The organism is Variovorax sp. GW821-FHT10B04 (genome assembly GCF_059415645.1).
The window spans coordinates 220,319-241,221 of record NZ_JBWKNQ010000010.1 but is presented as its reverse complement, the minus strand read 5'-3'; the positions used below and the strand labels follow the sequence as shown (position 1 = coordinate 241,221).

The 20,903-nt window shown below is 69.5% G+C and carries 19 protein-coding genes; 11 read left to right on the top strand and 8 right to left on the bottom strand.

Features of this window, described 5'->3' with window-relative positions; translation table 11 throughout:
* From AC07PZ_RS23620 to AC07PZ_RS23605, 4 genes are all read left to right on the top strand, one after another.
* Positions 1–465: oligopeptide/dipeptide ABC transporter ATP-binding protein (locus tag AC07PZ_RS23620; RefSeq protein ID WP_495297591.1), on the top strand; the 465-nt coding region annotated here is incomplete at its 5' end.
* Positions 462–1,487: an ABC transporter ATP-binding protein gene (locus AC07PZ_RS23615; RefSeq protein WP_495297590.1), complete on the top strand. Its 1,026-nt coding sequence runs from the start codon at positions 462–464 to the stop codon at positions 1,485–1,487. The genes AC07PZ_RS23620 and AC07PZ_RS23615, both read left to right, overlap by 4 nt.
* A gap of 49 nt (positions 1,488–1,536) precedes the next feature.
* A complete protein-coding gene (locus AC07PZ_RS23610) occupies positions 1,537–3,000 on the top strand; it encodes an N-acyl-D-amino-acid deacylase family protein (RefSeq protein ID WP_495297589.1) in 1,464 nt (487 codons plus the stop codon).
* Between the two features lie 110 nt (positions 3,001–3,110).
* Positions 3,111–3,662, top strand: coding sequence for a hypothetical protein (locus tag AC07PZ_RS23605; RefSeq protein WP_495297588.1), 552 nt, complete (start codon positions 3,111–3,113; stop codon positions 3,660–3,662).
* A 10-nt stretch (positions 3,663–3,672) separates the two neighbouring features.
* Here the strand turns inward: AC07PZ_RS23605 and AC07PZ_RS23600 are convergent, their stop codons facing one another.
* The 4 genes from AC07PZ_RS23600 to AC07PZ_RS23585 form a co-directional block, all read right to left on the bottom strand.
* On the bottom strand, positions 3,673–5,097 hold the full coding sequence (locus AC07PZ_RS23600; protein WP_495297587.1) for an amidase: 1,425 nt from the start codon (positions 5,095–5,097) through the stop codon (positions 3,673–3,675).
* A gap of 4 nt (positions 5,098–5,101) precedes the next feature.
* Positions 5,102–5,896: a transporter substrate-binding domain-containing protein gene (locus tag AC07PZ_RS23595; RefSeq protein WP_495297586.1), complete on the bottom strand. Its 795-nt coding sequence runs from the start codon at positions 5,894–5,896 to the stop codon at positions 5,102–5,104.
* 15 nt (positions 5,897–5,911) lie between these two features.
* Positions 5,912–6,685, bottom strand: a complete 774-nt coding sequence (locus AC07PZ_RS23590; protein ID WP_495297585.1) for a GntR family transcriptional regulator — start codon at positions 6,683–6,685, stop codon at positions 5,912–5,914.
* Positions 6,686–6,832: 147 nt separating this feature from the next.
* Positions 6,833–7,753, bottom strand: coding sequence for a LysR family transcriptional regulator (locus AC07PZ_RS23585; RefSeq protein ID WP_495297584.1), 921 nt, complete (start codon positions 7,751–7,753; stop codon positions 6,833–6,835).
* Between the two features lie 110 nt (positions 7,754–7,863).
* Between AC07PZ_RS23585 and AC07PZ_RS23580 the strand changes: the two genes are divergently transcribed.
* The 7 genes from AC07PZ_RS23580 to AC07PZ_RS23550 all read left to right on the top strand — a co-directional run bounded on the left by AC07PZ_RS23580 (position 7,864) and on the right by AC07PZ_RS23550 (position 14,706).
* Positions 7,864–8,850 (top strand): Bug family tripartite tricarboxylate transporter substrate binding protein, encoded by a 987-nt coding sequence (locus AC07PZ_RS23580; RefSeq protein ID WP_495297583.1) that lies wholly within the window; start codon positions 7,864–7,866, stop codon positions 8,848–8,850.
* Positions 8,851–8,920: 70 nt separating this feature from the next.
* Entirely contained in the window at positions 8,921–9,919 is a 999-nt protein-coding gene (locus AC07PZ_RS23575) for a Bug family tripartite tricarboxylate transporter substrate binding protein (protein ID WP_495297582.1), read from the top strand.
* Between the two features lie 92 nt (positions 9,920–10,011).
* The gene (locus tag AC07PZ_RS23570; RefSeq protein ID WP_495297581.1) at positions 10,012–10,932 is read left to right on the top strand and encodes an SMP-30/gluconolactonase/LRE family protein; all 921 of its coding nucleotides are present in this window, start codon (positions 10,012–10,014) and stop codon (positions 10,930–10,932) included.
* A gap of 37 nt (positions 10,933–10,969) precedes the next feature.
* Entirely contained in the window at positions 10,970–12,088 is a 1,119-nt protein-coding gene (locus AC07PZ_RS23565; protein WP_495297580.1) for an NAD(P)/FAD-dependent oxidoreductase, read from the top strand.
* Between the two features lie 177 nt (positions 12,089–12,265).
* Positions 12,266–12,622: a hypothetical protein gene (locus AC07PZ_RS23560; protein ID WP_495297579.1), complete on the top strand. Its 357-nt coding sequence runs from the start codon at positions 12,266–12,268 to the stop codon at positions 12,620–12,622.
* Positions 12,623–12,747: 125 nt separating this feature from the next.
* The gene (locus AC07PZ_RS23555) at positions 12,748–13,164 is read left to right on the top strand and encodes a DUF2141 domain-containing protein (RefSeq protein WP_495297578.1); all 417 of its coding nucleotides are present in this window, start codon (positions 12,748–12,750) and stop codon (positions 13,162–13,164) included.
* A gap of 15 nt (positions 13,165–13,179) precedes the next feature.
* Entirely contained in the window at positions 13,180–14,706 is a 1,527-nt protein-coding gene (locus AC07PZ_RS23550) for a carotenoid oxygenase family protein (protein WP_495297577.1), read from the top strand.
* On the opposite strand, the gene thpR is transcribed toward AC07PZ_RS23550, so the two are convergent.
* The 4 genes from thpR to imuA are packed head-to-tail and all read right to left on the bottom strand — an operon-like array spanning position 14,643 to position 20,838.
* The gene (gene thpR / locus AC07PZ_RS23545; RefSeq protein WP_495297576.1) at positions 14,643–15,254 is read right to left on the bottom strand and encodes an RNA 2',3'-cyclic phosphodiesterase; all 612 of its coding nucleotides are present in this window, start codon (positions 15,252–15,254) and stop codon (positions 14,643–14,645) included. The two genes, AC07PZ_RS23550 and thpR, sit on opposite strands and share 64 nt — an antisense overlap.
* Before the next feature lie 47 nt (positions 15,255–15,301).
* Positions 15,302–18,682, bottom strand: coding sequence for an error-prone DNA polymerase (locus AC07PZ_RS23540; protein WP_495297575.1), 3,381 nt, complete (start codon positions 18,680–18,682; stop codon positions 15,302–15,304).
* A complete protein-coding gene (locus AC07PZ_RS23535) occupies positions 18,675–20,051 on the bottom strand; it encodes a Y-family DNA polymerase (RefSeq protein ID WP_495297574.1) in 1,377 nt (458 codons plus the stop codon). Before AC07PZ_RS23535 ends, AC07PZ_RS23540 begins: the two co-directional genes overlap by 8 nt.
* Positions 20,020–20,838: a translesion DNA synthesis-associated protein ImuA gene (gene imuA, locus AC07PZ_RS23530; protein ID WP_495297573.1), complete on the bottom strand. Its 819-nt coding sequence runs from the start codon at positions 20,836–20,838 to the stop codon at positions 20,020–20,022. Before imuA ends, AC07PZ_RS23535 begins: the two co-directional genes overlap by 32 nt.
* Positions 20,839–20,903 lie beyond the last annotated feature (65 nt).

The window sequence follows — 20,903 nt, the reverse complement described above, 5'->3', positions numbered from 1 at the left end:
CAGAAGGAGCTGGGCATGGGCGTGGTGATGATCACGCACGACCTGGGCGTGGTGGCCGAGAGCTGCGACCGGGTGGTCGTGATGTACGCCGGCCGCAAGGTGGAAGAGGCCGACGTGATGGACCTGTTCGACCGGCCGCTGCATCCGTACACGCGCGCGCTGATGGCGTCGATGCCGGCGATGAACACGCACGCCGCACGGCTGGCGGAGATTCCGGGGCTGGTGCCGTCGCCGCAGGAGCCGCGGCGCGGGTGTTCGTTCGCGGCGCGCTGTGCGTATGCGGATGCGCGCTGCCGCAGCGAGGTGCCGCAGCTGACCGAACATGGCGCCGATCAAGGCAGCAGCCACGTGGTGGCGTGCTTCGCGGTGGAGGAACAACGGATCGATCTCTCGCCGCCGACCGACGCCGGCGCAGCAGCCGCAACCGTCCCAGGTACGCCAACCTTCGAGGCCACCGCCGCATGAACGCCGTTCTTTCTTCCGAGGCGTCCGACACCGTGTCCAACACCGCGCCCGCCAACACCCTGCTCAAGGTCGAGAACCTCAAGAAGCACTACATCTCGCCCAAGCGCTGGCTCGCGAAGCAGCGCCCGCCGATCCAGGCGGTGGACGGCGTGTCCTTCCACGTGTCGCGCGGCGAGACGCTGTCGCTGGTCGGTGAATCGGGCTGCGGCAAGACGACCACGGCCAAGTCGGTGATGCGGCTGATCGAGCCGACCTCGGGCTCGGTGCAGCTCGACGGCGAGGAGCTGACGACGCTGAGCGCCGAGCAGATGCGGCTGCGCCGGCGCGACGTGCAGATCATCTTCCAGGACCCGTACGCGTCGCTGAGCCCGCGGCTGGCGGCCGGCGAGATCGTGGCCGAGCCGCTGAAGAACTTCGGCATGCCCGCGGCCGAGCGCAAGGAACGGGTGCGCTGGCTGTTCAGCAAGGTCGGGCTGCGGCCCGAGGCGGTGACGAAGTTCCCGCACGAGTTCTCGGGCGGGCAGCGCCAGCGGCTGGGCATTGCGCGGGCGCTGGCGTTGAATCCGAAGCTGATCGTGTGCGACGAGCCGGTGTCGGCGCTGGACGTGTCGGTGCAGGCGCAGGTGGTGAATCTGCTGATGGACCTGCAGGCGGAGTTCGGCATCGCCTATCTCTTCGTGGCGCACGACCTGGCGGTGGTGCGCCACATCAGCCACCGCGTGGCGGTGATGTACCTGGGCCACATCGTGGAGGTGGCCGACCGCGACACGCTGTTCTCGGCGCCGCGCCATCCGTACACGGAGATCCTGCTGTCGGCGGTGCCGGTGCCCAACCCGCGCACGCCGGCCAGGCGGATGCTGCTGCAGGGCGATCCGCCGAGCCCGGCCAATCCGCCGAGCGGCTGCCGCTTCCACACGCGCTGCCCGCTGGCGCAGGCCATCTGCAAGACCGACGACCCGGCGCTCAGCGAGCGCACTTCGAGTTCGAGCGGCGGGCACTGGGTCGCCTGCCATTTCAGATGAACCGCACATCTCCGCCGAACACGCTCACCGCTTCAAGCAAAGGACTCCCATGACTGCAACCCACTACGACCTGCTCATCACCGGCGGCACGGTGATCGACGGCACCAAGGCACCGCGCTTCACGGCCGACGTCGGCGTGATCGATGGCCGCATCGCCGCGGTCGGCGATCTCGCCGGCCACACGGCGGACAGCGTGCTCGACGCCACAGGCCGCATCGTCGCGCCGGGCTTCATCGATTCGCACACGCACGACGACCAGGCCGTGCTGTCGCAGCCGGCGATGGCCTTCAAGGTCTCGCAGGGCGTGACCACGGTGATCGCGGGCAACTGCGGCATCAGCGCTGCGCCGCTGCGGACCGACATGGATCTGCCCATGCCGCTGAGCCTGATCGACACGCCGGCCGAAGGCCGCTTCACCACCTTCCGCGCCTACCTCGACGCGCTGCGCGCCACGCCGTCGTCGGTCAACGTCGCGGCCATGATCGGCCACTCGACGATCCGCGCCGTCACGATGGGCGACAAGGACCTCGACCGGGTCGCGACCGACGCCGAGATCGCCGCCATGCAGGCGCTGGTCGAAGAAGCGATGCAGGCCGGTGCGATCGGCCTGTCGACCGGCACCTTCTACCCGCCCGCGGTGAAGGCGACCACCGAAGAGATCATCGAGGTGAGCCGCCCGCTCAGCGCGCGCAAGGCGCTGTACGTGACGCACATGCGCGACGAGGGCGACAAGGTGATGGAGGCGCTGGAAGAGACCTTCAGCATCGGCCGCGCGCTCGACATCCCGGTCGTGGTGTCGCACCACAAGGTGCAGAACGTGCAGAACTTCGGCAAGACGAAGGTGACGCTGCCCTTCATCCAGAACGCGATGAAGCACCAGTGCATCGGCCTCGACTGCTACCCGTACACCGCCGGCTCCACGATGATCCGCACCGACCGCGGGATGATGGACGGCCGCGTGCTGATCGCCAGCAGCGAGCCGCACCCCGAGTGCGCAGGCCGCGACCTGAAGGACATCGCGGCCGAATGGGGCGTGTCGGGCGAAGAGGCCGCCAAACGGCTGCAGCCCGGCAGCGCGATCTATTTCATGATGGACGAGGACGACGTGCAACGCGTGCTCGCATTCGACGAAACCATGATCGGTTCCGACGGCATTCCGCTCGGCGACAAGCCGCATCCGCGGCTCTGGGGCACCTTTCCGCGGGTGCTGGGCCACTACAGCCGCGACGTCGGCCTGTTCCCGCTCGAGACCGCGGTCTGGAAGATGACCGGCCTGACGGCGCGCAACTTCGGCCTGCACGAACGCGGCACGCTGAAGGCCGGCCACCATGCGGACATCGTGATCTTCGACGCCGCCACCGTGCGCGACGCGGCCAACTACGAGACGCCGACGCGGCCGGCCGAAGGCATCGACGCGGTGATCGTGAACGGCGTGGTCACCTGGCAGCACGGTGCACACGCCGGCACGCGCGGCGGGCAGGTGATCGTGCGCAAGGACATGGTCGCGGCCTGACGGCCTGCCGACGGAATCCGTCGACGGAACGCCCGCGGCGGCCCCTGCGCCGCCGCGGGCGCTAAGCTCAGCGCCCCCACAGGCTCTTGCGGCATCCGGCGCACTCGTTCATGACCCAAATCCAGGCGCGGCGCAAGCTCATCGTCATCATCCTGCTCTGCGTGGCCGTCGGCGGCGCCATCGTGCGGCAGCGCGCCACGCCCGGCAGCACGCTGCGCGACGTCGGCACGCTGCTCATGCTGCTGTGGATACCGATCGTCGGCAACATCATCGCGTGGCTGGTCGCGCAGATCCGCCGCAAGCCACCGGCCGCTTCGGCCCCATCGGCCGCTGCCGCCGACTTCGACCCGGCTGCGCCCTTCGCGCCGCAACTGCAGGTGTCGCTCACGCTGAGGCCGCCGCAATTGCCGTCGGAGGACGTGCCGGTGGCGGAAGGCCAGTACCGCTGCGCGCTGGTGGTCGACAACCAGGGCTTCACGGCGCGCTGGACCGTCCAGCCCGGCCAGCTGCTGCGGCGCGGCCAGGCGCAGGACATCGGCATCGAGTTCCTGTCGCCCGCCCTCGCCCTGCCCCGCTTCGCGCCGGACACGGTGTTCCGCATGATGGTCGGCGAGTCGTTCATCGCCGACGGGCGCGTGCTGCAGCGCCTGCCCGGCACCTGACGCCGCGCGATCAGCTCGGCGGCGCGTCGACGGCCGGCCAGCGGGCCGCACGCGGATGCGCCTGTTCCATCTGCTGCGCCAGTGCCAGCACCGTGGCGTCGTCGCCGGCACGCCCGACCAGTTGAAAGCCGGTCGGCAACCCGTCCACTTCGCCGCAAGGCACCGCGATGGCCGGCAACCCGGCCGCATTCGCGAACGCCGTGAACACCGCATGCCCGCGTGGTCCGACGGCCTGGCCATCGATCGTCTCCGGATGCGTCTGCGCGGCCGGCCAGGGCAAGGCCGCCGTGGCCGGCGTGAGGACGAAGTCGTGCGCGTCGAACAGCGCATCGAGCGCCTGCCGCATCCGGTGCACCGCGGCCAGCACGCCGAACAGCGACGCGCCACCCGCGGCACGGCCCTGGGCCAGCGCGCCGCGCGCGGCATCGCCGCACAGGCCGGCATCGAGCGCCTGCCCGTCACGCCAGCCGAGGCCGGGCCAGGTGCCCGCGTCTTCGAACATCCAGGCCAGCCCGACGGCCGACAGCAGCGGCCACGAGGCATTGACCGCTTCGGCCAGGTCGAAGGACGATGCCTCTTCCACGCCTTCCACGCGATGACCGAGCGCCTCGAAGCGCAAAGCGGCCTCGCGCACCTGCGCCGCAATGCCCGCATCGACCGGATGTGCGCCGAAGCGCGGCACGAAGAGGATGCGCGCAGCCTGCGGCGGTGAAGCGATCAGCGGTGCACCGGCCAGCACGCCGGTCAGCATGCGCACGTCTTCCACGCTGCGGCCGATGCCGCCCGCCACTTCGTAGTCGAGAAAGATGTCGGGCAGGCCGCCGCCGCGCGGCACCGTGCCCATCGAAGGCTTGAAGCCGACCAGGCCGCAGTGCGAAGCCGGCCTGCGGATCGAGCCGCCGCCGTCCGTGGCGAGCGCCAGCGGCCCGTAGCCGGCCGATACCGCGGCAGCGGCGCCGCCGGACGAGCCGCCCGGCGTGAGCGCCGCGTTCCATGGGTTGCGCGTCGTGCCGCTGAGGGCGTTGGTGGTCACGCCCTGCATCGCGAATTCCGGCAGGTTGGTCTTGCCGAACAGCACGGCGCCGGCTTCGCGCAGGCGCTTCACCGGCAACTCGTCGGCGGCCGGCACGACGTCGCGCAGCAGCCGGCTGCCCCAGGCCGTCGGCAGTCCGGCGACGTGCAGGTTGTCCTTCACCGTCATCGGCACGCCGTCGAGCGTTCCGAACGGCAGGCCCGCCGCCCAGCGCGCACGGCTGGCTTCGGCCGCGCGACGGGCGCCCGCGCGATCGAAGCACACCATGGCGTTCAGCACCGGCTCGCAGGCCTCGGCCCGCGCCAGGCAGGCATCGAGCGCATCCACCGGCGTGAAGGTGCCCGCGCGAAAACCGCGGACCAGCTCGAACGCCGACAGGCGCCAGAGCGCATCGGATGCCACCGGATTACTCGGGCAGGTCACCGGTCGGACGACCCAGCCACTTCACGGCCATCTTGTCGAGGTCGCCGCCCTTCTTGGCCGCCAGCAGGATCTCGTTGACCTTGGCGCGCAGCTTGTCTTCACCCTTCGCGAGGCCGACGAAGTTCGGCGAGTCCTTCAGCACGAACTTGAACTCGGTGCCGAGCTGCGGGTTCTTGGTCATCATGGTGCTGGCGACCTGTGCGCTGGTCGCGACCAGCTGCGTCTGGCCGGCCACATAGGCCGAGATGGTCGAGGTGTTGTCCTCGAAGCGACGCATCTCGGCGGCCGGCGGCGCCACCTTGGTCAGTTCCATGTCGTCCACCGAGCCGCGCGTCACGCCGATCGACTTGCCGGCCAGGTCGGCCGGCGTCTTGAGCGCGATGGTCTTGGGGCCGAAGACGCCGATGAAGAACGGCGAATACGCCACCGAGAAGTCGATCACCTTCTCACGCTCCGGGTTCTTGCCGAGCGTCGAGATCACGAGGTCGACCTTCTTGGTCTGCAGGTAGGGAATGCGGTTGGCCGTGGTGACCGGCACCAGCTCGACCTTCACGCCGAGCTTGCTGGCGATGTAGCGCGCCGTGTCGATGTCCAGGCCCTGCGGCGCCATGTCGTTGCCGACGAAGCCGTAGGGCGGGAAGTCGGTCGGGATCGCGATCTTGATGAGCTTGGCCTTCAGCACGTCGTCGAGGGCGTTCTGGGCTTGGGCGACACCCACCGCGCACAGGGTGCAGGCGGCGGCGATGGCGGTGATGAGGTGGCGTTTCTGGATGCGCATGGGACTCTCCGTGGGTCAGGTGGAAGTGGAAGTGACAGGAAGGGTGGGACGGGGTTTGCGTGTGCGCCTGGCCGCCGGAACAGGCGCTGGCGCCTGGCTGGTATGCAAGATCGGCGCAGCGCGGTCGACCGGCTGCAGCGCGTTGCGCAGCTGTTCGAGTGGATCGTTCTCTTCGGGGATCGGCAGCTTGGACTGCCAGGTGCTCAGATGCAGTGCCATCAGCTGCTCGGCGAGCGCCAGGTCGCCGGCGCCCAGCGCGTCGACGATCTGCGCATGTTCGGCGCAGGACCTGGCCGCGTCGCGGTCCGACTGGTAGCGCATGGCGGTGAGCGTGGTGCGCGCCGTGAAGTCGCGCAGCGTGTCGGCCAGCAGGCCGTTGCCCAGGCAGTCGGCCAGGCAGACGTGGAAGTCGCCGAGCAGGAAGCTGCGCAGGCCGACGTCGCCGGCATCGATCGCGCCGCGCTGGCGCGCCATGTGTTCGCGCAGCCGCTTCATGCCGGTGCCGTCGATGCCCTTGGCCTTGCGGATCAGCCCGGTCTCGATCACCTCGCGGGCCTCGAAGGCCTCGCGCGCGTCGTCCTCGGTCGGCTCGATCAGGTACCAGCCGCGCCGCGCGCTGACGGTGACGATGCCGCGCGCGGCCAGCCGCGTGAGCGCTTCCCGCACGATGGTGCGGCTGCAGTCGAACAGCAGCGCCAGCGGCAACTCCCCGAGCCGGGCGCCCGGCAGGAGCTTCTTGGCCAGCACGGCCTCGATGATGCGATCGCTGATGTCTGAAGAATTGGCCATTCCTCTTGCACAGCAGATTCCATGCCACTTGTATGCAAGATCAAATGGACCAGGTATTGCAGTTCTGGTGCACCAGCCGGCCGGCCGTGCACCGGAATGCGCCGGAATCGATCCGCCGCGGTGCGGGCGATCGCCGCGCGCGGCGTGCTACAGCGCCGCGCCCGCACCCGCGAACAGCGCTTCGCCGCGCGAACGCAGCAGCGTGACGATGCGCAACGCCGCGGGCGACAGGTAGCCCTCGCGCCGCACCGTCACGCCGAGGCTGCGGCGCAGCGTGGTCGCCTTCAGCTTCACTTCCTTCAGCGTCTTGCTGGCGGGCAGCGCCAGGGTGTGGCGCGACACGAAGCTCAGCAAATGGGTGCGTTCGATCATGCGCGGCAGCAGCGGAATCGAACTGGCCTCGATCTGCACCGACGGGCGCGCCAACCCGGCCGAAGAGAAGCTGGTGTCGAGCCACTGGCGGCTCGGTATGTTCGGGCCCGGCAGCGCCCAGGCATAGGCCAGCAGCGACTCCATCGTGATGCGCGGCTGCGCGAACACCGGATGCGTGCGGCTGGCCGCGACGACCACCACGTCCTCCACGATCGGGTGCGTCTCGAAATCCGGGTCGCCGTCGGTCGTCAGGCCGATCAGGATGTCGATCCGGCCTTCACGCAGCTGGTCGCGCAGTTCGAAGCTCGGGCCGACGATGATGCCGATCGTGGTCTTGCTGTCGTCGGCCAGCGCCAGGCTGCAGAGTTCGGGCAGCAGGTGGTCGGCCGCGACCGGCCCGCTGCCGATGCGCACGTGGCCGGCGTGGCCCTGCGCGAAGTCGCGCACCTCGCGCATGGCTTCTTCGGCATGGCCGCGCAGCAGCCGCGCGCGCGCCAGCAGCACCTGGCCGACCGGCGTGAGCCGGATGCCGCGGCCGACGCGCTCGAACAGCGGGCTGCCGAAGGCCTCTTCCAGGCGCTGGATGCACTTGGTCAGGGCCGGCTGGCTGCGCGCCAGCTGGTCGGCTGCCTGGCCGAGGTGCCCCAGTTCCGCGGCAGTTTCGAAATAGCGGAGGTCGCGGAGATGCAGGTCCATGGCGGTCCCATTCGATAAACAGAAGTAATCGTTGGATCACCATTATCGAATGGACGGCATGAATCGACCTTCCCAGAATCACCCTCGGTCATCCAACAAAGAGAGACGACATGCAAAGAAGACACTTCCTCCAGGGCAGTGCCCTGACCCTGGCTGCGGCCGCCACCGGACATGCGGGCCTGGCGCTCGCCCAGGCCGCCTGGCCGCAACGGCCGATCCGCCTGGTCGTGCCCTTCACGCCCGGCGGCGGCACCGACGCGACGTCGCGCCTGATCGCCGAGAAGCTCACGGTGCTCAACCAGTGGACGGTGGTGATCGACAACAAGCCGGGCGCGGCCGGCAACATCGGGCTCGACGCGGTCGCCAAGTCGGCGCCCGACGGCTACACGCTCGGCATGGGCCAGACCTCCAACCTGACGATCAACCCGTCGCTCTACGCCAAGATGCCCTTCGACGCGCTGAAGGACTTCACGCCGATCGCCGAGGTGGCGGCGCAGCCGGTGGTGCTCACGGTGCGGACCGACTCGCCCCTGCGCACGCTGGCCGACTTCATCAAGGCCGCCAAGGCCAAGCCGGGCGAACTCGGCATCGCGCAGGCCGGCAGCGGCACGGTCGGCCACCTGGCCGGCGAGATGCTCGCGCGGCGCGCCGGCATCCAGGTGATGCAGGTGCCGTACAAGGGCGCCGGCCCGGCCATGACCGATCTGCTGGGCGGCCAGGTCGGCACCTATTTCGGCAGCAGCGTGTCGGTGATGCCGCAGCTCAGCGGCGGCAAGATCCGCGCACTGGCCGTGACAGGCGCCCAGCGCCTGCCCGCGCTGCCGGACGTGCCGACCGTCGCCGAGCTGGGCTACCCGGGCTTCGAGGCGACCACCTGGGTCGGGCTGGTCGGGCCGGCCGGAATGCCGGCGGACATCGTCGCGCGCATCAATGCAGAGGTGGTGAAGATCGTTGCGCGCAAGGACGTGCAGGACAAGCTGAGCCTCGAAGGCAGCGTGCCCGCGACCGGCACGCCACAGCAGTTCGCCGCCTACATCCGCGCCGAGCACGCCAAGTGGGGCACGCTGATCCGCGAGGCCGGCATCAAGCTGGACTGAGGCGCATGCGCCGCGACCGTGACCGCGGCGGCGTTGACGACCCGAACAAGACAAAGAAGGAGACAAGGACATGAAACCCATCCGATCGATCCGCGGCGCCTGCGCAATGGCCCTCGCACTGGCTGTCGCGGCGACCGCGCTCGCGCCCGCCACCGCGGCGGCGCAGGCCGCCAACTGGCCCGACAGGCAGGTGCGCATCGTCGTGCCCTATTCGGCCGGCGGCACCACCGACTTCGCGGCACGCCAGATCGCGCAGAAGCTCGGCGAGCAGACCGGCAAGTCCTTCTACGTGGACAACAAGGCCGGCGGCTCCGGCACCATCGGCACGCTGCAGGTGGCCAAGGCGCCGCCCGATGGCGGCACCTTCCTGACCAACGACACCGCCTACACCATGCTGCCGGCGCTGTTCGCCAAGCTGCCCTGGGACCACGCGAACGACCTCGTGCCGGTGACGACGCTGCTGCAGACGCCCGTGGTGCTGGTCGTGCCGGCCGACTCGCCCTTCAAGTCGGTGAAGGAGCTGCTGGCGCATGCGAGGAAGAACCCCGGCAAGCTCAACTTCGGCTCCGGCGGCGCCGGCAGTTCGACGCATCTGCAGGCGGTGGTGTTCAACAAGGAGGCCGGCGTGGACATCGCGCACGTGCCGTACAAGGGCGCGGGCGAAGCGATGCTCGGCCTGATATCGGGCCAGGTCGACGTGCTGATCACCGCCGCGCCGACCGCGGTGCCGCAGGTCAAGGGCGGCAAGGCGCGCGCGCTGGCGGTGACGGGCACGCAGCGCATCGGCGTGCTGGCCGACGTGCCGACCTTCGCCGAGGCCGGCGTGCCGGGCTACACGGTGACCAACTGGTTCGGACTGTCGGCGCCCAAGGGCACCGATCCGGCGATCATCGACAAGCTGTATGCCGAAGTGCGCAAGGCCCTGGCCGACCCCGCGCTGGTCGAACGCCTGAAGCAGCAAGGCGCGGCACCGGGCGGACTGTCGCCAGCCGAATTCGCCGCGCAGATCCGCAAGGACACGAAGCTCTGGACCGCCGCGGCCGAGGCCGCCGGCATCCAGCCGCAGTGAACGACCGGCACACGGACCGACACGGCATCCACGCCGCCGCACACAGCGAGCTCCGCGCCTTCCAGCCCTTTCCCCTTCATCCAGACAACACCATGTGGAACCTGTCCTTCTCTCCACCTGAAGTCATCGAGGCGCGCGTGCTCACGCGGCTGCCCGACGCCTTCCGCCAGCCGCGCCGCACCGAATGGAGCGACGCCAACAAGCCCGGCCAGTCGATCGACAGCTTTCTCGAAGGCCCGTCCTTCGACCGCGCGGGCAACCTGTGGGTGACCGACATCCCGAACGGCCGCATCTTCCGCATCGGCACCGACCTGCAATGGACGCTGGTGGCGCAATACGACGGCTGGCCCAACGGCAGCGCCTTCCATCGCGACGGCAGCCTGTGGATCGCCGACTACCGGCGCGGCATCCTGCGGCTCGAGCCCGGCGCCGATGCGCCCGTGCCGGTGCTCGGCCATCGCAGCAGCGAATCGTTCAAGGGCGTGAACGACCTGACCTTCGACGCGCAAGGCCGTTGCTGGTTCACCGACCAGGGCCAGACCGGGCTGCACGACCCGACGGGCCATGTCTACCGCCTCGACGCGCAGGGCCGGCTCGACGCACTGATCCGCAATGCGCCGAGCCCGAACGGCCTGGCGCTGAATGCGGACGGCAGCGCGCTGTACCTCGCCGTCACGCGGGCCAACGCGATCTGGCGCGCGCCGGTGCTGCCACAGGGCCAGCTGAGCAAGGTCGGGCATTTCCAGGGCTTCTTCGGCGCCAGCGGGCCCGACGGGCTGGCGGTCGACGTCGACAACCGGCTGGTGGTCGGCCATGCCAGCCTCGGCGGCGCCTTCGTGCTCAATGCGCGCGGCGAGATCACGCATTACGTGCGCAGCCCGATCGGCGCGACCGTGACCAACCTGGCCTTCCGGCCCGGCACGCGCCAGCTGGTGATGGTCGAATCGCAGACCGGCACGCTGCTCGAAGCCGAGCTGCCGGCCGAGGGCCTCGCCCTGTTTTCTCACGCATGACGCGGCCCGGACGAAGCCGCAGGAACAGGGGACGGATATGGACAAGATCGATTGCGTCGTGATCGGCGCGGGCGTGGTGGGGTTGTCGATCGCGCGCTCGCTCGCGATGGCGGGCCGCGAGGTCGTCATCCTCGAAGCCGAGAACGCCATCGGCACGCACACCAGCGCACGCAACTCGGAGGTGATCCACGCGGGCATCTCGTATGCGCCGGGCTCGCTCAAGGGCAGGCTGTGCGTGGCCGGCAAGGCCGCGCTGTACGCCTACTGCGCCGAACGCGGCATCGGCCACCAGCGCATCGGCAAGCTGATCGTCGCGGTGCAGGAATCCGAACTGACCGAGCTCGACAAGTACGTGAAGCTCGGCGCGGCCCACGGCGTGACCGACCTGCGCATCATCGGCGCCGCCGAGGCGCACGACCTGGAGCCCGAGGTGGCCTGCGTGGGTGCGCTGCATTCGCCGTCCACCGGCATCGTCGACAGCCACGGACTGATGCTCGCCTACCTCGGCGATGCCGAGCGGCACGGCGCATCGCTCGCCCTGCAGAGCCGCGTGCTCGGGGCCACGCCGACGGCGGACGGCATCGTGCTGCGGGTCGGCGGCGCCGAAGAGATGACGGTGCTGTGCAACACGGTCGTCAATGCGGCCGGCCTGGGCGCGCAGCAGGTGGCGTCGCGCATCGACGGCATGCCCGAAGCGCTGGTGCCGCCGCTGTACTACGCGATCGGCCATTACTTCTCGCTGGCGCGCAAGTCGCCGTTCCGCCATCTCGTCTACCCGACCGGCCGCGAAGGCGCGTTGCGCGCCCACGTGACGCTGGACCTGGGCGGCCAGTGCAAGTTCGGCCCCGACCTGAGCTGGCGCGACGGTGTCGACTACAGCTTCGACCCGACGCGTGAGGCGGCCTTCTACCAGTCGGTGCGGCGCTACTACCCGGCCCTGCAGGACGGCGATCTGCAGCCCGGCTACACCGGCATCCGTCCGCGCCTCGCCGGGCCGGGATCGTCGATGCACAACACCGCGACCGACTTCGTGATCCAGGACGCGGCGACGCACGGCATCGGTGGGCTGGTCAACCTGTTCGGCATCGAATCGCCCGGGCTGACGGCATCGCTCGCACTCGGCGCGCATGTGGCGCAGATGGTTTCAGAAGGCTAAAGACGCGACAAAAGGCAAAAGCGGGCGTGGGACAGGCGTGTGCGTCGATGTCCGACGTACCGCTTTCGCCTGCCGTGCTGCACTGCGTGCATGGCTCATTCCACAAGCACAAGCAACAGGCGCAGTGCCATCGCAAACGGCGCAAACGGGACGGGCGTACACGCCACGCATGCAAGCGTGCCTGTCCGCTGCCGCGGCCTTTGCGCCTGTGCGGCGATCGGCCTGACGGTCTGGTGCGGCCTGGCCATGGCGACCGACCCGGTGAAGGTTCCCCTCGAAAGCAACGAGAACGGCAGCATCTACGTGCAGCCCAACGTGTCGTCGACCGAGGACTCCGTCAACACCAAGGGCGCGATCATGGGCGTGCAGCGCAAGGACGGCAGCGGTGCCTACGCAGGCGTCGACACCGGCACGCCCAAGCCCACCTACTCGCTCGGCGCGAGCACCGGCGGCAACACGTCGTTCTCGGCCGGCGTGCAGTCGGACGGCAAGGAAAACAACGGGGTGAAGGCGGGAGTGACGATCAAGTACTGAGTCGACACTCCAACCGCCCTGCCGATCGCGCACTTCGCGGCGGCCTGAAGCATTTCGTCGCTTCCCGCTGGCACCGGCAAGCGCTTCGCGCGACCGTCGGGGTTCCACTTCGACGGAGCCTCGACATGAATCCTTCCCATGCACTGGCCGCCCTTGCGGCGATGCTGCTTCCGCTGGCGGCGACTGCCGCAGATCTGCGCGTCACCGTGAGCGACGGCCCGGCGGTGCCCGCCACACTCTATGTGGCGCTGTTCGACACGCCAGAAGCCTTTGCGGCCGACAAGCCGCTGGCCTCGCAGACGCTTCCGTTGCGCGACGGTGCCGGGCAACTGGTGTTCATCGGCCTGCCGCCCGGACGCTACGTGCTCAAGTCCTTTGCCGACGAGAACGGCAACGGCAAGCTCGACACGAACCTGGTCGGCCTGCCGACCGAGCGATACGGCTTCTCGAACGACGCCAAGGGCCGCATGGGACCGCCGGGATTCGACGCCGCCGCCGTGCCGCTGGACGCCGACGCCAGCATCGCCTTCCGCCTGCACTGAGCGGAGAACCAGACCATGGACCGCCGTGAACTCCTGCGCCGTCTGGCCGTTGTCGGCAGCGCGCCTTTCCTCTTGCCAGGCTTCGCGCGCGCCGATGCGTCCGGGGCTTCAGAAAATTGGCAGGCTGAATTCCAGGCGTCGACCGCGCCCTGGAAGCCGGCATTCGCCACGCTGCCGGGCGACCTGCCGTTGACGGCTGCCACGGTCCGCGGACGCTTTCCCGATGCGGTCGCCGGCACGCTCTATCGCATCGGCCCCGCCGGCCACGACCTGGGCGGCCAGCGCTATCACCATTGGTTCGACGGCGACGGGATGGCGCACCGGTTCGTGATCGAGCGCAGCCGGGTCCATCATCAAGGCCGCTATGTGGCGACCGCCAAGCGCGTGGCCGAGCTGCGCGCCGGCCGCCGGCTGACGGAGGGCTTCGGCACGACATTCCCGGGCAACGAGCCCGTGACCTCGCCCGACAGCATGAACGTGGCGAACATCAACGTGCTGCCGATCGGCGGCGAACTGCTCGCGCTGTGGGAAGGCGGTTCGGCCACCCGGCTGGACCCGCGCACGCTGGAAACGCGCGGGCTCAAGACCTGGCGAGCCGATCTCGCAGGCGTGCCGTTCTCGGCGCATCCGAGGGTGGACCCGGACGGTACCGTCTGGAATTTCGGCGTCAGCTCGGGCAACGGCCTGCTGGTGCTCTACGAGATCGCACCCGATGGCGCGCTCCGTCGGGCCGACGCGCTGCCGGTCGGCAATCTGCCGATGATTCACGACTTCGCAGTCACGCCCGGGCATCTCGTGTTCCTGATGCCGCCGCTGGTGTACGACGCGCAGCGCAAGGCGGCGGGTTCGAGCTTTCTGGATGCGCACGTGTGGCGCCCCGAACTCGGCATGCGCGCACTGGTGATCGACAAGAAGAACTGGAAGCGGCAGCAGACGCTGACGCTGCCGGCCGGCTTCCTGTTCCACCTGGGCAATGCATGGGAAGAAGACACCGCCAGCGGCACCGTGATCCACGTCGACTACATGCGCTCGCCCGATGCGTCGAGCGTTCTGACGAGCACGCGCGAGGTCATGCGGGCGCGTCTCGTGCCCGGCGCCGGCCCGCGATTGACGGTCGCCAGCCTGAACCTGGGCACCGGCCAGGCGACCCAGGCCGAGCTACCAATCGACGCCGAATTCCCGCGCATGGACCCGCGAAAGATCGGCCTGCGACACCGGCACGTGGTCCATGCCACCCAGTTGCGCGAAGGCCTGCCGTTCTGGAATGCGGTCGCGCGCACCGATGTCGAATCCGGCATCTCGCAGCGCTTCAGCTACGGGCCGCAAGCCTTGGTCGAGGAACATGTCTTCGTGCCGGACGGTGCCGGTGCCGGCTGGGTGCTCGGAACCGTGCTGGACCTCGTGCAGAACAAGACGGTGCTGTCCTGCTTTGCCGCCGATGCGTTGGCCGACGGGCCGGTGGCGCAGGCGACACTGCCCTATTCGCTGCCGCTCGGGCTGCACGGTGCGTTCGTGGGCGCGGAAGGCCCTGTCGCCGGATAGCGCCCCAGCACCTCGTAATACCCGCGCCCCGAGGGCTCGAAGCGCGACCAGATCAGCGCGAAGTCGCGCGGTGCCCAGTGCACCGTCGGCACTTCCGGGGGCGGTACGGCGCCTTCGGTGTTGCGCGCCAGCGTGACGTGCGGCGTCCACTTCCTGCTGACCGGCAGGCCCATGCGGCGCAAGGGCTTGCACAGGCGATCGCGCAGCACGCCGAGCCGCTCGTTGTCGTCGGGCCGCACCACGGCCACGCCCCAGACCTCGGGCTTGCGCAGGTTCAGCGCCATGTCGTCCATCTCGATGTCGTTCAGCGCACGCTGCAGGTAAGGCACGGCGTCGCCATCGACGTCGCCGAGAAAATGCAGCGTCATGTGCAGGCGCTCGGCGCGCGTGAGCATGGCGCCACTGGGCATGGGCCAGGCACTCTGCTGGGCATGCAGCGCAGACTGCACGTCGGCCTCCGGCAGCAGGCCGATGAAGAGGCGCCTGGGTGGCGTGGATTCGATCAGCGAGAGCTGATCGGGAGAGACATAGCGCGCTTTCCTGGGCATCGTTTTCTTCCTTGAAAAAGGGGTGGGCTGCAGCCGCGCCGCGGCGGTCAATGGAAATCCCGGCTCCTGTCGCGTTCGGCCAGCCGCCCGAGCCAGGGCGTGAGGTCCTTGAAGGCGCTGGCGACCAGATGGCGCACCTCGCCGCCGCTGTCGACGTCGCGCTGCCAGGTGCCTTGCACCGCGAGCAGGTGCGACTTGAGCAGCGGCTCACGCCACTTCTCGGCCACGTGGCTCCAGACGATCACGTTGACGGTACCCGTCTCGTCTTCCAGCGTCACGAACATGGTGTTCTTGGCCGTGCCCGGACGCTGCCGCACGGTGACCATGCCGCAGGCGCGCACGATGCGGCCGTGCGGCACGTCGCGCAACACCTGCGCGCTCAGCAGTCTGAGCCGGTCCAGCCGCGGGCGCAGCAGCGCCAGCGGATGCCGGCGCAGCGTGAGGCCGAGCGACGCGAAGTCGCCGACGATCTCCTCGCCTTCAGGCGCCTCGGGCAGTTGCAACGGGCGTTCATGGATCGGCACGCCCTTGAGCAACGCGGGTGCGCGTCGCTGCGCGGTCGCGTCCCAGACCTGCTGGCGCCGATGGCCCGACAGCGTCATCAGTGCATCGGCCGCAGCCAGCGCGGCCATGTCCTTGCCGTCGAGATCGGCCCGCACCGCGAGGTCTTCGGTGCTGGTGAACGGCGCCTGCGCGCGGGCCGCGAGCAGGCGTTCCACGCCGATCTTGCTGAGGCTGACGATACGGTTCAGCCCCAGCCGCACCGCCGGCTGGCCGGGCCGTCCCTGGCGATCCGCATACCGTGCGTCGGTACCGGGCGGCACGCGCGGCGCATCGGCTGCGCGCGGCTCCAGCGTGCTGTAGAAATCGCTCACCGTCACGTCGACCGGCCGCACCTCGACGCCATGGCGCCGCGCGTCCTGCACCAGTTGCGAGGGCGTGTAGAAGCCCATCGGCTGCGAGTCGAGCATGGCGGCCAGGAAGCAGGCCGGCTCATGGAACTTGAGCCAGCAGCTCACCAGCACGAGGATTGCAAAGCTGGCCGCGTGACTCTCGGGGAAGCCGTATTCGCCGAAGCCTTCCATCTGCTTGAAGATGGCTTCACAGAAGTCGGGGTCGTAGCCACGGTCCTTCATGCCCATGATCAACGGCTCCTTGAACTTGTCGATACCGCCGGTGCGTTTCCAGGCAGCCATCGCGCGCCGCAGGCGGTCGGCTTGCTCGGCCGTGAAGCCGGCCGCGATCATCGCGATCTGCATCACCTGCTCCTGGAAGATCGGCACGCCGAGCGTCCGCTTCAGCGCCTCGTCCAGCGCCGGATAGGGGTTGTCGATCTTTTCCTTGCGCCGCTTCTTCTCGCGGTTCTTCAGGTACGGATGCACCATGCCGCCCTGGATCGGCCCGGGTCGCACGATCGCGACCTCGACCACCAGGTCGTAGTACTCGCGCGGCTTCAGTCGCGGCAGCATCGACATCTGCGCGCGGCTCTCGATCTGGAACACGCCGATGGTGTCGGCATCGCAGATCATGTCGTACACCGGATCGCCATCGACCGGCACCGCTTCGTGCATTTCCACCACGCTGCCGCGCCAGCCGTTGACGAAGCCGAGCCCGCGCTGAATGGCGCTCAGCATGCCGAGCGCAAGCACGTCGACCTTGAGCATGCCCATGGCCTCGAGGTCGTTCTTCTCCCACTGGATCACCGAGCGATTCGGCATCGACGCCTTCTCGATCGGCACCAGCCGCGTGAGCCTGGCTTCGGTGAGCACGAAGCCGCCGACGTGCTGGCTCAGGTGCCGCGGAAAGCCCTTGAGGTCGTGCGCCAGCTCCAGCCATTGCGCGATGCGCAGCGGGTCTTCGCGCACGCCGGCGCGTTCCATCGCTTCTTCCAGCCGCTGCTGCAGGACGTCGTCGTCGAACCAGTAATGGTCTTTCGCGAATTCGTCGATCAGCCGGTCGGCCACGCCGAGCGCCTTGCCCACGTCACGCAGCGCGCTGCGGGAGCGATAGCAGATCACGACCGCGGCGATGGCGGCGCGGTCACGGCCGTACTTGCCGTAGATGTACTGGATGACCTGCTCGCGCCGCTGGTGCTCGAAGTCGACGTCGATGTCGGGCGGCTCCTTGCGCGCCCGGCTCAGGAAGCGCTCGAACAGCAGGTTGCCGGTCTCGGGGTTGATCGCGGTGATGCCGAGGCAATAGCAGACCGCCGAATTGGCCGATGAGCCGCGGCCCTGGCAGAGGATCTCTTCCTTCCTGGCAAAGGCCACGATGTCCTCCACGGTCAGGAAGAACATCTCGTATTGCAGCTCGATGATCAGGTCGAGCTCCTGCTTCACCTTGCTCTTCACCTTCCTCGGAATGCCGCGCGGATACTTGTGCTTCGGATAACGCCCGTTCGCACCCGTCCAGGTCTTGCGCCTCAGCGTCTGGGCCGGCGTTTCGCCATCGCCGATCAGCTCCCGCGGATACTTGTATTCATCCTCGATCTGCCCCGGATCGAAACGGCAGCGCTCCATCGCCACCAGCGTGTTGGCCAGCAGCTCGGCCGGGAACAGCGAGGCCAGCCGCAGGCGCGAGCGCAGATGCCGCTCGGCGTTGGACTGCAGGGCGAAGCCGCATTCCGCCACCGTGCGGCCTTCGCGCACGGCCGTGATCACGTCGTGCAGCGGCTTGCGCGAGCGCAGGTGCATGTGCACGTCGCCCGAAGCGATCAAGCGCACGCCGGTCTGCGCGCTCGCCTGCTGCAGCGTGAGCAGCCACAGGTCATCGTCCATCTCGTTGAGCAGTTCGACGGCCAGCCAGAGATGCTCGCCATAAAGCGCAGCCGCCGCGTCGAGGTCGATGCACAGCGCCGCGATGTCGATGTCGGCGCCCGGCGCGCGGTGCGGCACGAACAGGATCTCGCAGCGCTGCAGCGAAGCCACGTCGCTGATGCTGCTGTCTTCCCAGCTCACCTGGTAGTCGCCCTTGGGCGCTGCGCTGCGGGCCGCGGTGATGAATTCGCAGAGGTTGCCCCAGCCCTCGAAGTCGTGCGCGATCACCACCAGCTTGAAGCGCTCGAAGCGGAATTCGCTGCCGTAGAGGATGCGGAAGTCCTCGGCCGGCTGCAGCGGCAGTTCGGGATGCTCCTTGCGATGCGCATCGAATGCTTCTTTCTGGTCGCGCAGCCAGACATGCGCCCGCACGATGCCGGCCACCGAGCACTCGTCGGTGATCGCCAGCGCCTTGTAGCCGAGCTGGCAGGCCCGCGCCACCAGTTCGGCCGGCGACGAGGCACCGCGCTGGAAGCTGTAGTTCGTCAGGCAATGCAGCTCCGCATAGTCCGGCAGGCCGCGCTCGGCAGCGGGCTCGGGCGCGTGCTGCGGCAGCACGTGCAGCCGGGCGGCCTGGCGCGCCCGCGCCTGCTTGTCGCTGAGTTCAGGCATAGAGCCCCTGCAGGAACCAGCGCGGCGACGTGTCCGCCGTGTCCTCGGCAAACGGCGCCGGTCGGCGCTCGCGGAACACCCAGAGCAAGCCGGCGTCCGGACTCTGCGCGATGTAGTAGTCGCGCACGGCCGGCTGGCCGCCGTCCCGGCTGTCGCCCCACCAACCGGTCTCGACCTTCTGCGGGCCGACCAACCGCCGCAGCGGACCGCCGTAGCAGGGATGCCCGTCGTGCATCTCCAGCAGCAAGGGCTCGCGCAGCAGCCAGGTCGGATGCAGGCCGGCACCAGCCTTGGCCGCGGTTTGCAATGCCGCGGCCTGCGATGCGGAAGCCTGCGCAGCGGATGGCACCTTGCCCGCGCCGGCCGACACGCTGCGCAAGGCCGGCGCCCAATGCTGCATGGCCTCGGGCCGGTGGTCGGCACCCGCCGCAGCGCGCAGCACCTGTTCAGCGCCCAGCCGCGCGCTCAAGCGCTCGACCAGCTCATGCAGCCGGTCCCCCTTGCGGTTGTCCTCGGGCAGGAAGCTGGTGCTGGCGCCGGCCCAGGGCGTGGTGTCGACGGTGCGCAGGCGCAGCCAGCTCGCAGGTGCGGCCAGCGTGGTGAGTGCGAGCCGCTCGCTCAGCAGGCGGCGCAGGTGCGTCATGTCCTGCGTGGGCTCTGCGGTGCGCACGGTGATGGCCTGGTTCGGCGGCAGGTCGACACCGTTGTAGCGCTTGAGGTCGAGCGTCCATTGCAGTTCCATCGACAGCACGCCGCGCTGCCGCGCGCGCAGCCAGATCTGCAAGGCGGCCAGCAGGCGGTTGGCCGACCACATGAGCTCGGGTGCGCCTTCGGCCAGCGCGGGCAGTTCGAGCTTCTGGTCGAACAGGTCGGGCAGCGTGAGCCACTCGTGGCTTTCCGGGCGCAGGCCCCAGGCGAGATCGAGCGCGTCGCGCAAGGCCGCGCCGAAACGCCGCGCCAGGCCGGCGCGCGGCAGCGCCGCCACCTCGCCCCAGGTTCGGCAACCCAGATGCGCGAGGACGTCGAGGTGATCGCGTGCGGCCGTGAGCGTGTCGAGCGGCAGGTCGGCGAGCATGTCGACGGGCGGCCGCTGGTCGCGCGCGAACAGGCGCAGCCGGGCCAGCGCCACCAGGCTGGTGGGGCCGCGGGCCTGCTTCAGCGCGCATCCATCGGGGCTCGTGGCCGCCAGTTGCCGCATCAGCGACAGCCGGCCGCCCCAGAGCCGCTCGCAGGCCGAGACCTCGATCAGCAGCGCCTCGTCGACCCAGCAGACACGCGGCGTGTACTGCAGCGCCCACCAGCCGAGCGCCTCGGGCGACGGCAAGGTGCGGTCGGCCTCAGGCGGCCACCGCAGTGCGATCCATTGCACGGCCGCCTCCTTTCCACGCATCGATGCGCACCACCGTGGCGGAGGCCAGCGCGGGTGGCGGCGCGCTGCCCTCTTCCTGCCGCCGCGCCTTGCGCCGCAGCTGGCTGGCCGCGAGCAGCATCGACATGCGCTGGCTGCGCGCAGGCAACTGCACGGGCGCGGCCAGCGGCGGGCCGCGGCGCTTGAGGATGCGGACATCCATCTGGCCGGCGTTCTCGGCCTTCCCGGCGTCCTTGCAGGCTTCGAGCTGCAGCCGCAGCCGGGCCGGCGACGCCGACAGCGCGGCGTGGTCGGGCCGGAACACGAACAGCAGCGCCTCGTGCTGGGCCGCGGCCAGCTGCAGCCGGCGCAATTCGCCCGCGCGCGCCTGCGGCAGCCAGGCCAGCACGGCCGCCACGTCGGCGCAGCGCAACGCCTGTTCGCAGGCCCACAGGCGAGCGGGCGCCGCGTCGCTGCGGATCCACATCAGCGCCTCGACCGGCAGGCCGTGCGCGGCCAGCGCCGGGCCGAAGGGCTCGAAGGGCGCGCCGATCAGCGCCACCGGCCCCGTGCCCTGTGCCACGGCCTGCGCCAGCGCCGGCAGCAGCAGTTGCCACACATGCGCCTCGGGCCGCGCCTGCAGCAGTTCCGTCATGGCGCCCACCGGCCAGCCACCGCCCGGCAGTTCGGCATCGAGCGCCGCATGGCCGGTGCCCATGACCTGCATGTCGGCCACGCCCAGCTCGTCGCCGCGCCAGACGTTGTGCCGGGCGGAGACGAAGGACGATGAGATCAGGGGAAGGGCCATGGCGGAATGACAGTAAACTGTATTTTTATACAGTATTTTGCATTTCAGCAATGCCCCCGCGAATG